The organism is Clostridium carnis, from assembly GCF_054657435.1.
On sequence record NZ_BAAHYS010000001.1, the window covers coordinates 1,595,996 to 1,610,153 of the forward strand.

Below are 14,158 nucleotides of genomic sequence, written 5' to 3' on the forward strand. Positions count from 1 at the left end.
CTTAATCTTATGCATTACATATATAATATCAACTTATGTAATTATACACCAAATTATATGTGAATTTAAGAAAGAAATTAACAAAAATTTATCTTAATAAAAATGTAATTTTTATCATTAGGAAATTATTAAAATATAAGTTATCATATTTATATGATATAGATAAGGGGTGAAAATATGTTTAATGTTTTAGTTGTTGATGATGAAAAAGAGATTCGTGATGCAATTGATATATATTTAAGAGGTGAAGGTATGAAAATTTTTAAGGCTAAAGATGGAATAGAAGCCTTAGAAATATTAGATGAGGAAAAAATACACCTTATAGTTTTAGATATAATGATGCCAAGACTTGATGGTATAAAAACATGCTTAAAAATTAGAGAAAAGAAAAATTTACCTATAATAATGCTATCAGCTAAGGGTGAAGATAGCGATAAAATATTGGGATTAAATGTAGGAGCAGATGATTATATTGCCAAACCATTTAATCATTTAGAGCTTGTTGCAAGAGTTAAATCTCAATTAAGAAGATATCAAAAACCATTAGAGCTTGAGGAAGAAAGTCCAGACATAATAGAAGTTAAAGATTTGATTATAAATAATAAAGAAAAGACAATAATATTAAGAGGCGAAGAGGTTAAAGCAACAGCAACAGAATTTAAAATATTACAACTTTTAGCTGCAAATTTAGGTAGAGTATTTTCTATTAAAGAAATATATGAAAAAGTATGGGAAGAGCCTTTTTATAGAAGTGAAAATACTGTTACAGTTCATATAAGAAGAATAAGGGAAAAGATAGAAATTAATACTAAGGAACCAGAATATATAAAAGTTGTATGGGGAGTTGGCTATAAAATTGAAAGAGAAGATTAGAAATTATATTAAAGGTGTATGGGGAATTGAGATAGTAATATGCATAATTTTAATGTGCAGTACTATTATTGGGTATTATCAATCATTAAATAATTCCTTTTCAGATATAGGAGCAGGATCTTTTGATGCATTACTTGATAAAGATAGCTATATTGAATCAATGATTTATTATGATAGTAGAGAGTTAGCTCACTATATATATGATACCACAAATAATCTTCAATATATTGAACCTATTGAAGTTGAGAATTCTTATTTAGTTGAAAAAAATTATTATGATCAAAATATGTTTTACATAATTTTCAATAAAGAAACTGGCAATTTTGTGACTAATGATTTAAATATGAAAAATTATATCTCCTCATATAAATATAATACTAAGATAATGGATGAAAAAATACATTCATATATAGATGAAAATGGATTAAAAGCTACAACTATAGATAATGTTAAAAAATTTAATTATTATGTTGCTTTTAATGATGATGATTTGAAAAATAAAAGTATTAAGGATTATACAGAAGTATATTATAAATATCCTTCTGGATATAATTATTTAGTAAGGGCAGATAGTTTAACTGCTAAGCTAATAATATTATCAACAATAGTAACTATAATTTTATTATTAAAAATAATTATAAATATTATATTTAATAGGAAAAATATTCATTTAGAAATAAAAGTATTGAGTAGACTTATTTATGTATTAAAATATGGTCTTAAATATAAAACTACCAGAAATAAAATACTAATTTCAATAGGAGGCTCTATTGTAGTAATAGTGGCATATTTATATTTAGTTGCAGGTATAAGAAACCAGAATGTTTTAGTTACATTTTTAACTAGATATCCATTTAAAGGAACCCTTATATTAGTATTAATACCTTTAGTTTGCGTTATATATTCTCTTAAGAAAAGTCTTGATGTTTCAATAATAAACGATGGACTTAAGAAGATTAATTCTGGAGATTTAGAACATAATTTAAATGATATAGGAGAACGAGAAGTAAAAGAATTAGTATATAATATAAATCAAATTAAAGATGGATATAAAATAGCTTTAAACGAAAAAATTAAAAATGAGAAACTTAAAACAGAATTAATATCAAATGTATCACATGATTTAAAAACTCCATTAACTTCAATTATAAATTATGTAAATATACTAAATGATGAGAATATAACTGAAGAGGAGAGAAAAGACTATTTAAAAATATTAGAACAAAAATCAATGAGATTAAAAACGCTAATAGAAGATTTATTTGAAGTTTCTAAATTAAATAGTGGAAAAATGACAATTAATAAATCAGAAGTAGATATAGTATCATTAGTTCATCAAGTTGTAGGAGAGTATTGTAATTTATATGAAGAAAAAAATATAGAGTTTAAAGTTACAACTAATAAAGAAGAAATATTCTTTAAATTAGACGGAAAACTAATGTCTAGAGTTTTTGAAAATATAATTATAAATGCTTTAAAATATTCATTAGATAATACTAGAGTTTATATTTCTATTTTAGATAATGATGATCATGTAGAGATTTCATTTAAAAATATATCGAATTATGAAATGGACTTTAATACAGAAGACATATTTGAAAGATTTGCTAGAGCAGATAAATCAAGAACATCATCTATAGAAGGATCTGGTATGGGATTAGCAATAACTAAAAGTATTGTTGAACTTCATAATGGGAAAATTAATATCCAGGTAGAAGGAGATATGTTTAAAATGTATTTACTAATACCTAAAAAGTAATATTGTAATATTATCTGTTAAGGTGATATAATTAATATTATTAAAGAACAATTATTGGAGGAGTGGAAATGAGCTATTTATTTATTGAATATCCTAAATGTACAACATGTATAAAAGCAAAGAAATTTTTAAGTAGTAATGGCGTAGAATTTAATGATAGACATATTGTAGAAAATAATCCAACAGAACAAGAGTTAAGTAAATGGATAGAGAAAAGTGGATTACCAATTAATAAATTTTTCAATACATCTGGAAAGTTATATAGAGAAATGGAATTAAAGGATAAGGTTAAGTCATTACCAAAAGAAGAATTAATATCAATATTAGCATCAAATGGTATGCTTGTAAAAAGACCAATACTAATAACTGATAATAAAGTTATAGTTGGATTTAAAGAAGCAGAGTGGCTAGAAGTGATTAAACAATAAATATTAGAAAAATAAAAAAGTCAACAAATAAAAGTTATCAATACTTTTAAAATAAGGAGGTATTTAATTATATATCTCCTTTTTTCTTTGTGTAGAGTTAATTTTCTAATTTTACAAAGATAAAAAAGTTTTTTATAATAGGCTATATATTGTATAGAGATGGGAACTATAGTATATATACATACTATATATAGTGGAAGGGGAAAAGTATGCACTACTTAAATAATATTTGCAGTTTGGCAATTGATGGAATAAAAAATGAAGCAGGTATTTATACCAAGGAAAGATTAATAGATGCTTTTAAACATATAATTAGACCTAATATGAATGAAGATGAAATAAGAGAGTCATTAATTCAAGTGGCGTTAGAGTTAACATCAGATATAGAACCGGCTTGGCAATATGCTGCTTCAAAATTATATGTATTTAAACTATATGATGAAATAAAAGAAAATAGAGGACTAGAAAATCATAGTGAGTTATATAGTGGATTATATAACTTTATAGTTGATTTAACTAATAAAGGATTATATGGTAAATATATATTAGAGAATTATACTAAGGAAGAAATAGAAATTCTTGAAGGTGAAATTAAACCAGAGAGAGATTTTTTATTTACATACAGTGGAATAAATCTTTTAGCAAAAAGATATTTAGTTCAAGATTTTAATAGAGCTACTTTAGAGCTTCCACAACAAATGTTTATGGGAATAGCTATGCATTTAGCAATTCCAGAAAAAAAAGAAAATAGAGTAGAGTGGGTTAAAAGATTTTATGATGTATTAAGTTCTTTAAAGGCTACAATGGCAACACCAACAATGTCAAATGCCAGAAAGCCTTTTTATCAACTAAGTTCATGCTTTATAGATGTAGTTGATGATAGTTTAAAAGGAATTTATAAATCACTAGACAATTTTGCAGAAGTATCAAAATTTGGTGGTGGAATGGGAATATACTTAGGAAAGGTAAGAGGTCTTGAATCTCCTATTAGAGGATTTAAAGGAGCTTCAGGTGGTGTTATTCCATGGGTAAAATTATTTAATGATACAGCTATAGCTGTTGATCAATTAGGAGTTAGAAATGGTTCAGTTGCAATTTGGTTAGATGCATGGCATAAGGATTTACCAGAGTTTCTTCAATTAAAAACTAATAATGGTGATGATAGAAAGAAAGCACATGATGTTTTTCCAGGGCTTTGTTACCCAGATTTATTTTGGAAACTTGCAGAAAATGATATAGATGCAAATTGGTATATGATGTGCCCTCATGAAATCAGATTAGTTAAAGGGTACTCTTTAGAAGATTTCTATGGAGAAGAATGGGAAAAAAGATATAAAGATTGTATAGAAGATAAGAGAATAAGTAAAAGAGTAATGTCAGTTAAAGATATAGTAAGATTAATTATAAAAAGTGCAGCAGAAACAGGAACTCCGTTTGCTTTTTATAGAGATACAGTAAACAAGATGAATCCAAATAAGCATAAAGGAATTATTTACTCATCAAATCTTTGTACAGAAATAATGCAGAATATGAGTCCAATGGAGATTCAAAATTCAGAGATAAAAGATGAAAATGGAGACACTATAATTGTAGAAAATATAAAAGCTGGAGATTTTGTAGTATGTAATCTTTCGTCAGTAGTTTTAGGTAATGTAGATGTAAATAATGATGAAGAACTAGGATATGTTGTAGAAACACAGATAAGAGCTATGGATAATGTTATAGATTTAAATTACTATTCAGTTCCTTTTGCAGAAGTTACAAATAAAAAATATAGAGCTATTGGACTTGGAACTAGTGGATATCATCATATGCTGGCAAACAATTTAATACATTGGACAGCAGAGGAGCATCTAGAGTTTGCAGATAGAGTTTATGAAAGAATAAATTATCATGCAATAAAAGCTAGTATGAGAACTGCAAAAGAAAAAGGTGCTTATAAATGCTTTGAAGGATCAGATTGGCAAAATGGAGAGTATTTTTCATTAAGAGGCTATGATTCAGAGGATTGGAATCAATTAAGAGAAGAAATCAATACTTATGGAATGAGAAATGGATATATTATGGCTGTTGCACCAAATGGTTCCACAGCAACTATAGCAGGAACATCAGAAGGAATAGATCCAGTAATGGCGAGATTTTGGCTAGAAGAGAAAAAAGGAAGTATAATTCCAAAAACAGCACCAGGGTTAAATGAGGAAAATTACTGGTATTATAATTCAGCTTATAACATAGATCAAAAATGGTGTGTAAAAATTAATGGAATTAGGCAAAGACATATAGATCAAGGTCAATCTTTCAATTTATATATAACTACAGATTACACTATGAGACAAATAATGAACCTTTATATAGAAGCGTGCAAATCAGGGGTAAAATCTATATATTATGTAAGATCAAAGTCATTAACTGTAAGTGATTGTGAAAGTTGTTCAGCTTAATTTTAATTTGGAGGGTAACGGATGAATATAAATAAGAAACCTCTTTTTAATGAGTTTGGAGATATAGAAACATCAAAAAAGAGAATAATAAATGGAAATACTACAAACTTAAATGATTTTAATAATATGAAATATTCATGGGTTTCAGATTGGTATAGGCAAGCTATGAATAATTTTTGGATACCAGAAGAAATAAATCTTTCACAGGATTTAAAAGATTATAATAAGTTAACAGAAGAAGAAAGAACGGCTTATGATAAAATATTATCATTTTTAATATTCTTAGATTCAATACAAACAGCTAATCTTTCTAATATTAATAATTATATAACTGCAAGTGAGGTTAACCTTTGTTTAACAATTCAAGCTTTCCAAGAAGCTGTTCATTCACAAAGCTATAGCTATATGTTAGATACAATATGTTCACCAGAGAAGAGAAATGAAATTTTATATCAATGGAAAGATGATAAAATATTACTAGAAAGAAATAAGTTTATAGGAGATTTATATAATAATTTCTTAGAAAACCCAAATGAAAATACATTATTAAAAACTATTATGGCTAATTATATATTAGAAGGGATATATTTCTACTCAGGGTTTATGTTTTTCTATAATTTAGAGAGAAATGGAAAAATGCCAGGCTCAGCTCAAGAAATAAGATATATAAATAGAGATGAAAATACTCACTTATGGCTTTTTAGGAATATATTAAAAGAACTTCAACAAGAAGAGCCTCAAATATTTACAGATGAAGTAAAAGAAGAACTAAAGGAAATGATGAGAGTTGGAGTTGAACATGAAATAGCTTGGGGACATTATGTTATAGGAGACAATATTCAAGGGATTAATAAAAAATTAATAGAAGATTATATTAAATATTTAGGAAATTTAAGAATGAAGAGAATAGGCTTAGAGCCGCTATATGATGAATATACAGAAAATCCAGCTGCATGGGTTGATATATTAGCAGACGCAAATTCAGTAAAAACAGATTTCTTTGAAGCTAAATCAACAGCATATGCAAAAGCTGGAGCACTAATAGATGACTTATAAAAAGGTGGCTTATAATGCCACCTTTTTATTCATATTTAAATTTTATTAGTATTTCTTTAATTTCACCCTTAGAATTTTTCCTAGTTTTAAAATCCTTTATATCAGCAAAATCATTATTAAGTTGATATGTCAATTCATGTATTGTAGCCTTAGCTTTTTTAGATAAATCATTATCTTCAATAATTGTAAATCTTTCTTTTTTAGTTGTTATTTCATTAAGTTCATCATCGAAGATAACATAATAATTAGGACCTTCTTCAATAACTGGATATTCTTTACCAACTGTAATAGATGAGCAAAGAGTATTATTTATACATTTAATAATCATATTAACAGGACCCCCTCATAAATATAATAATATTTATTATAACTTATTATGTAGAGAAAAGTATAAAAATAATTAAAAAAGTCAGAAAATTTGGAAAGGTAAACAAAAAAACTATGGAAAAATTGTGAAAAATTTTTCGCTAAATTATATTGTGAAATTAATAAATGTAAAAAATGCAAAAAATAGAAGAATAAATTGTGCGAAAATAATAAAAAATATGTGTATTTTTATTAACATAGACAAAAAATATGATATAATACTTAATAGTTGTAATAAATAAACTAGATTAGTGTTTCTATAAATTTTAATAGTATTTAGATTAAATTTTATAGTTATTATTAAGGAGGAATCTTGGAAATGAAAAAAGGTATAGCTGCGTCTAAAGGTTATGCAATAGGAAAAGTATTTTTACAAGAACATGAAGAAATAGTAATAACAGATACAAAGATTTCTGATATAGCTGCTGAAAAGGAAACTTTACAAAAGGCTTTAGATGATTCAAAGGTTCAATTAGCTGCAATAAGAGATAAGGCTTTAGCAGAAATAGGAGAACACGAAGCACAAGTTTTCGAAGCTCACTTAACTTTACTAGATGATCCAGAATTTACAGGCGGAATGTTATTAGAAATAGAATCAAGCAGTACTAATGCTATGAAAGCTGTTGAAAACATAACAAATACATTTGTAATGATATTTGAATCAATGGAAGATGAATATATGAGAGAAAGAGCGGCTGATATTAAGGACGTTTCTAAGAGAATAATCTCAAACTTAGCAGGAAGAGGTGGAGATGCATTTGCAATTACTGAAGCTAATACTGTAGTTGTTGCTCATGATTTAACACCATCAGATACAGCACAATTAGATAGAAGTAAAGTTACTGGTTTTTTAACAAACATTGGAGGAAGAACTTCACATTCAGCTATTATGGCTAGAACATTAGAAATTCCTGCAATAGTTGGATTAAAAGATATAACAACAACTGTTAAAAATGGAGACATGGTAATAGTTGATGGTATAGAAGGCGTTTGTATAATAAATCCAGAACAATCAGTAATAGATGAATATACAGCAAAGAGAGAAAAGTTCTTAGCACAACAAGAAGAACTTAAAAAGCTTATAGATGTTAAAACTGTTACAAAGTCAGGTAAGAGAGTGGAAGTTTGTGGTAATATAGGCTCACCAGCAGATGCTGAAGCAGTAGTTGCTAATGGTGGAGATGGTGTTGGTTTATTTAGAACTGAGTTCTTATACATGGATAGAGATTGTGCTCCAACTGAAGAAGAACAATTTGAATCATATAAGAAAGTTCTTGAAATAATGAATGGTAAACAAGTTGTTATAAGAACATTAGATATCGGTGGAGATAAGACTCTTCCATATTTACCATTACCAGAAGAAATGAATCCATTCTTAGGATATAGAGCAATAAGATTATGCTTAGATAGAAAAGACATATTTAAAGTTCAAATAAGAGCTTTATTAAGAGCATCTGTTTATGGAAAATTAGCAGTTATGTTCCCAATGATTTCAGGATTAGAGGAATTTAAGGCTGCTAAGGAATTTGTAGAAGAATGTAAAGCTGAATTAAAGGCTGAAGGAATAGCTTATTCAGAAGAAATTCAATGGGGTATCATGGTAGAAATACCAGCTGCTGCTGTTTATGCTGATGAATTAGCAAAATATGTAGACTTCTTCTCAATTGGAACAAATGACTTAATTCAATATACATTAGCTGCTGATAGAATGAGTGAAAAGGTATCATACCTTTATAACCCAATGCATCCAGCTGTATTAAGATTAATAAAAATGACTATCGATGGTGCTCATAAGCATGGAAAATGGGTAGGAATGTGTGGAGAAATGGCAGGGGATGAAGCTGCTATACCAACATTAGTTGAATATGGTTTAGATGAGTTCTCAATGAGTGCAACATCAATTTTAACAGCTAAGAAGATAATTTTAGAACAAGAATAATTTTAATATAAAAAAAGTCGCATACTATAATATGCGACTTTTTCCTGTTGTATAGAAATAATAAATAGTTAATAAAAATATTAAGGTATGGTGGTGAATTATGAAAAAAATAATTGAAATGTTTATTGCATTTTTTAAAATTGGAGCTTTTACATTCGGTGGAGGATATGCAATGATTCCACTTATAGAAGAGGAAGTAGTTAAAAATAAAGGGTGGATAGATAAAGAGGAGTTTATGGATATATTAGTAGTTTCACAAAGTTTACCTGGAGCATTAGCGGTTAACTGCTCAATTTTTTTAGGATACAAAATAGGTGGATTATTAGGAGCTATAATGGCTTTAATAGCGGTTGTATTACCATCCTTTACTATAATAACTTTAATTGCAGCTTTCTTTATGCAGTTTAGAAATAATTATTATGTAAATGCAGCATTTAAAGGAATAACAGCAGCTGTACCTATGCTTGTATTAGTAGGTGCAATAAGCTTAAGTAAGGGATTAGAAAAAAACAAAATTACAATAATAACAATAATAATAGCTCTTATAGCATTAGAAATATTTAACTTACATCCTGTGATTGTTATATTATTATCAGCAATTTTTGGCGTTGTATTTCTAAGAAAGAGGGTAAAATAATGGAGATGATAGTTAGATTATTTATTGCATTTTTCAAAATAGGAGCTTTTAGTTTTGGTGGAGGATATGCAATGCTTCCATTTATAGAGAGAGAAATAGTAACAAATAATAGTTGGATTAATATAAGTGAATTTATGGATATAATTGGAATATCACAAATGACACCAGGACCAGTAGCTATAAATTCTGCAACATTTGTAGGATATAAAGTAAGTGGTATTTTAGGTAGTATTGCAGCAACGTTAGGTGTAGTAATTACATCATTTATTTTAGTATCTATTGTAAGTAGAGTTTTAAGCACATTTAAAAATTCTGTTATAGTTAAATCAGCACTTATGGGAATGAGACCAGTACTAATAGCACTTATAATATCTGCATTTCTAAGATTAGCTAAGGAGTCTTATTTAGATTTAAAGAGTTTAATAATAACTTCGATAATAGGAGTAGTGTTAATTTCAAAAAAAGTACATCCTATATTAGTAATTGTATTAGCGGCAGTGCTAGGATTCATATTTTATATATAGGAAATCAAGGGAGTTATTATGAGTAATACAAGAAAAGATTATGAAAAAGCAGAGAGACTATATCATAATGGCCAGTTAGAGAAGTCATTAAAACATTGTGAATTAGGTATATCTAAAAATTTGAAAAACCCTCAATTATTGAATTTGAAGGGTCTTCTTTTATATCTTAAAGGAGATCTAAAAGAAGCAATAACAGTATGGAAAATTAATAAAGATTATAATAATGATAATATGGCTAAATCTTATATAAAGGATGCAGAAGATGATTATGAAAGATTAAATCTTTATAATGAAGCACAGGAATTAATAAAAGCCTTAAAAATAGATAATGCTATAGAAATACTTACACTTTGTACTAAAAGTGATTTTAATTCAATTAAAGTAAATAATGCCTTTGCAATATGTTACTTGAGAAAAGGTCAGTATGATCAAGCAAAGATATATATAAATAAGGTATTAGTAATAGATAAAGAAAATAATACTGCAAAATCAATAATAAAAGAAATAGATTCATTTTCAGAAAGTGGAAGTAAAAAAAATATAATTCTTTCTATAGTTATTATATTAATTATATGTATTAGTGGTGGTGCCTTTATAATTAATAAAGCTATTAACTATAAAGCTAAAGCCAATGATGTTAGTCCAAATACAGTTATAGAAAATAATATAAATAAGGAAGAAGCATCAAAAGAAACAGAAAATCATGATAATAAAAGTATTGTTACAAGTGAGAAAAAGAATTTAGAAATTAAAGAAAAGTCTTTAACACTAGAAGAGGTAAAACAAAATTATATACAAGCTACAACATATTTTAAAGAAGAGAAGTATGTTGAGGCAAGTAATTTGTTAGAAAAATCATTACCTTACTCAAAAGAAAGTTATTTAAATGATGATATATTATTTTTAATTGCTTCAACAAAGGATAAACTTAAAGATGTAAATGCTTCTATAAAATATTTTGAGGAGTATATAAGCCTTTACGAAAATGGGAACTATATAGAAGAGAGTTATTATAAATTGGCACTGGCATATAAAGATATTAATATAATAAAAAGTAAAGAATATGCTCAAATATTAATAAATAAATATCCAAAATCAATTTATAATAATAGCAATATAGATGCTATACTCAAAATTTGATCTCTAGGAAGTGGGTAATTTGTTAACAATAATTAAAAATATTAAGGTTTATGATCCAGAATATAAAGGAATAAAAGATGTAGTTATTTTAGATAGTAAAATAGAGGGAATTTATGATGAAATAAATATACCTAAAGATTTTATATCTATAAATATTATAAATGGAGAAGGAAAGCTGGTATTTCCAGGTTTTATAGATTCTCATGTACATATATTAGGTGGTGGGGGTGAGGGTGGTTTTAAAACAAGAACCCCTGAATTAAATTTAACTGAATTAACAAAAGCAGGAATAACAACAGTAGTAGGCTGCATAGGAACAGATGGAGTATGCAGAAATATGAGAAGTCTAATAGCAAAAGCAAAGGCTTTAGAAGAAGAAGGATTAACTACATTTTGTTATACAGGGTCTTATGAAATACCAGTAAAAACTATAACTGAAAGCATTAAAGGTGATTTAATGATGGTAGATAAGGTTATAGGTGTAGGAGAAGTAGCATTATCAGACCATAGAAGTTCACAAGCTACTTTTAATGAATTTGTAAATACTGTAGCCCAAGCCAGAGTTGGAGGCTTATTATCGGGAAAAGCAGGAATAGTAAATGTTCATTTAGGTGATGGAGCTAGAAAGTTAGATTATTTATTCTCCTTAATAAAGGAAACAGAAATACCACCTACTCAACTTTTACCAACACATATAAATAGAAGTAGAAAACTATTTACAGTGGGAGAAGAATATGCAAAAAAAGGTGGATTTATAGACTTAACAACTAGTTCAGATCCAAGATTTTTAGAACCGGAAGAATTAAGAGCTAGCGAGGGGTTAGCAAATCTAATAAAAAATGGAGTTAATATAGAGCATGTAACATTTTCATCAGATGGTAATGGAAGTATGCCGGTTTTTGATGATAATGGACATTTAGTAGGACTAGGAATTTGTTCAGTTTCAACTCTTTATGGAGAGGTTAAAGAAAGTATAAAAACATACAATATTAAAATAGAGGATGCTTTAAAGGTAATTACATCAAATGTAGCAAAAGTATTGAAGTTATCAAATAAGGGTGAGATAAAATCAGGAAAAGATGCCGACTTAGTAATAGTAAATGAAGATAAGTTAGATATAGATATTGTAATTGCTAAAGGAAAAGTCATGGTTAAAAATGGAGAGCCCATAATTAAAGGAACCTTTGAAAGATAGAAAAAGGACTAAAATTTTAGTCCTTTTTCTTTTTAATATCCTGGTTTGAAAAATAAATGTTGACCTATGGATCGACTATCTGCTTTTGCAACATCATGCATCCATGAACAGGTAGCTATTGCTGGGTTATAAAAAAATAAAGCTTCATTAGTTGGGTCATTCCCCTTTATAGCTTCATAAACAGCATTGTAGCACTCTTGGGTTGGTTCAACAGAAATTTGGCCATTAACTACACAAGAAAAAGCGTTTGGTTGGAATATTACTTCTTGAATAGTGTTTGGAAACCCAGAGCTTAAAACTCTGTTTAGTATTACCGATGCAACAGCTACCTTACCCTCATATGGTTCACCCTTACTTTCAGCATAAACAATTTGAGCCATTAGATTTACATCTTTTTGTGTTAAATAAATTAAACTGTCATTGTGGTTAAAGACTTCAACCACACCGTCTTTTGGCATATTTATAAAAGTATTGTTATATTCGTTAGTTGAGTCATTAGCGGCAGAACTATTTGAAAACACTGCTACTTCTTCAGGGCTAAGTTCATCGCTAGACACCTTTTTAATTAATATGTTTGCTGAAAAAGAGAGGGTTAAAAAGAAAATAAATATACATTTTAAATATTTCATGAATAACCTCCTTTTGGATATAACCCAATCCAGAATTATTATTAACCAAAAGAAAAAAAATAATACTAAGAATTTTTAAATAAGTCTTTGTACTTAGAATAATAGCTTATAACATCTTCACGTTTTGAAGAGGCATTATCATATAATTTTTCTAATTCTTTATTAGATTTTTCACTTTTATCACTAGTTTTTTCAAAAATAACAGCATCCTTCATTGATTTTAAGTAGGCATCATATATTTTTAAATATTCTTGTAGTGCATTATAAAATTCCATACATCCATCAGGAATTGATATATTTAAAATACTAGATTGTATATCATTAAAGTCCTTTTCTTTTTTATATAAGTCATCAACAATAACTTGAATATCTCTTTTATCAATTCGTATTTTATCTATTGCTGGCATTAAATCTTCTGAAAGTTTTTCAAGAGTTGGGTCAAATGATTCCAAAGCAATAATAAACTTACGTTTATTTGAACTTTTAAAATCCCTATCTCTATTTATTTTAATTACTGTGTTTGTATAGTTATAAGTGTTTTCAAAGAAAGATAAGGTTTTATCAGAAAAATCTATTGAAATGCCATCTTTCCTTAAAGTATTATAACTTTTAATACAATCATCCTTATACACTAGAAAGTCATTTAAATCTTTACTAGAATTTATTTCATTTGGGTTATTAATTATATAGAGAGAAAAATCGTATAAGGCTATAGTTGTTGATAAAGCATTAGCTAACTCTTTTTTGGCAATTATGCTTTTTTCAGATGGCGTTTCAATGTTTGAGAGTTTAAAAGATAATTCTTTTAATGAAGCTGAACCATCTGATAATATTTCACTAGCTAAAGTAGTATTAATAGTCATGTCATTAAGTCCTTTTTCAAGGGATAAATTTATTTTACTTAAGTCTTTACCTATATTTTTTAAAGCAGGCATTCCTTTGTTTGAATTTAATTTTGTGAAAATAAAAAATATAATTAAAGTACTTGTGATAAAAAGTGAAGAAAAAATTATAATATTTTTTTTGTGACTTTCAATAAAAGATGATATTTTATCATTCATATAGTACCTCCTTTTTAATTGTCTCTTTACATAAATTTATATTATAGTTCATGAAAAAATATTATAAAATTTAAAAAAAAATTTAATCGATATACTAAGAATTTACTAAT

13 protein-coding genes are annotated in these 14,158 nt (G+C 27.2%); 10 read left to right on the forward strand and 3 right to left on the reverse strand.

Annotated features, from left to right (window positions below; translation table 11 throughout):
* Window positions 1-177: 177 nt before the first annotated feature.
* The 5 genes from ACYQ1T_RS07635 (at window position 178) to ACYQ1T_RS07655 (ending at window position 6,557) form a co-directional block, all read left to right on the forward strand.
* On the forward strand, window positions 178-873 hold the full coding sequence (locus ACYQ1T_RS07635) for a response regulator transcription factor (RefSeq protein ID WP_459833582.1): 696 nt from the start codon (window positions 178-180) through the stop codon (window positions 871-873).
* Complete coding sequence (locus ACYQ1T_RS07640; protein WP_459833585.1) at window positions 857-2,632, forward strand: sensor histidine kinase; 1,776 nt, start codon at window positions 857-859, stop codon at window positions 2,630-2,632. The genes ACYQ1T_RS07635 and ACYQ1T_RS07640 overlap by 17 nt, the downstream gene beginning before the upstream one ends.
* Before the next feature lie 68 nt (window positions 2,633-2,700).
* On the forward strand, window positions 2,701-3,060 hold the full coding sequence (locus tag ACYQ1T_RS07645; protein WP_459833587.1) for an arsenate reductase family protein: 360 nt from the start codon (window positions 2,701-2,703) through the stop codon (window positions 3,058-3,060).
* Between the two features lie 209 nt (window positions 3,061-3,269).
* On the forward strand, window positions 3,270-5,501 hold the full coding sequence (locus ACYQ1T_RS07650; RefSeq protein WP_459833590.1) for a ribonucleoside-diphosphate reductase subunit alpha: 2,232 nt from the start codon (window positions 3,270-3,272) through the stop codon (window positions 5,499-5,501).
* 21 nt (window positions 5,502-5,522) lie between these two features.
* Window positions 5,523-6,557, forward strand: coding sequence for a ribonucleotide-diphosphate reductase subunit beta (locus ACYQ1T_RS07655; protein WP_459833593.1), 1,035 nt, complete (start codon window positions 5,523-5,525; stop codon window positions 6,555-6,557).
* A gap of 25 nt (window positions 6,558-6,582) precedes the next feature.
* On the opposite strand, the gene ACYQ1T_RS07660 is transcribed toward ACYQ1T_RS07655, so the two are convergent.
* On the reverse strand, window positions 6,583-6,885 hold the full coding sequence (locus tag ACYQ1T_RS07660) for a hypothetical protein (RefSeq protein ID WP_459833596.1): 303 nt from the start codon (window positions 6,883-6,885) through the stop codon (window positions 6,583-6,585).
* 357 nt (window positions 6,886-7,242) lie between these two features.
* On the opposite strand from ACYQ1T_RS07660, the gene ptsP reads away from it, so the two are divergent.
* From ptsP to iadA, 5 genes are all read left to right on the forward strand, one after another.
* Window positions 7,243-8,862 (forward strand): phosphoenolpyruvate--protein phosphotransferase, encoded by a 1,620-nt coding sequence (gene ptsP / locus ACYQ1T_RS07665; protein WP_459833599.1) that lies wholly within the window; start codon window positions 7,243-7,245, stop codon window positions 8,860-8,862.
* Window positions 8,863-8,962: 100 nt separating this feature from the next.
* Entirely contained in the window at window positions 8,963-9,499 is a 537-nt protein-coding gene (locus ACYQ1T_RS07670; RefSeq protein ID WP_459833602.1) for a chromate transporter, read from the forward strand.
* A complete protein-coding gene (locus ACYQ1T_RS07675; protein ID WP_459833605.1) occupies window positions 9,499-10,023 on the forward strand; it encodes a chromate transporter in 525 nt (174 codons plus the stop codon). The genes ACYQ1T_RS07670 and ACYQ1T_RS07675 overlap by 1 nt, the downstream gene beginning before the upstream one ends.
* 18 nt (window positions 10,024-10,041) lie before the next feature.
* A complete protein-coding gene (locus tag ACYQ1T_RS07680; protein ID WP_459833607.1) occupies window positions 10,042-11,163 on the forward strand; it encodes a tetratricopeptide repeat protein in 1,122 nt (373 codons plus the stop codon).
* Between the two features lie 19 nt (window positions 11,164-11,182).
* Complete coding sequence (gene iadA / locus ACYQ1T_RS07685; RefSeq protein ID WP_459833609.1) at window positions 11,183-12,358, forward strand: beta-aspartyl-peptidase; 1,176 nt, start codon at window positions 11,183-11,185, stop codon at window positions 12,356-12,358.
* A 32-nt stretch (window positions 12,359-12,390) separates the two neighbouring features.
* Here the strand turns inward: iadA and ACYQ1T_RS07690 are convergent, their stop codons facing one another.
* The gene (locus ACYQ1T_RS07690; RefSeq protein WP_459833612.1) at window positions 12,391-12,987 is read right to left on the reverse strand and encodes a cell wall hydrolase; all 597 of its coding nucleotides are present in this window, start codon (window positions 12,985-12,987) and stop codon (window positions 12,391-12,393) included.
* A 65-nt stretch (window positions 12,988-13,052) separates the two neighbouring features.
* The gene (locus ACYQ1T_RS07695; protein WP_459833615.1) at window positions 13,053-14,048 is read right to left on the reverse strand and encodes a hypothetical protein; all 996 of its coding nucleotides are present in this window, start codon (window positions 14,046-14,048) and stop codon (window positions 13,053-13,055) included.
* Window positions 14,049-14,158: the final 110 nt, after the last annotated feature.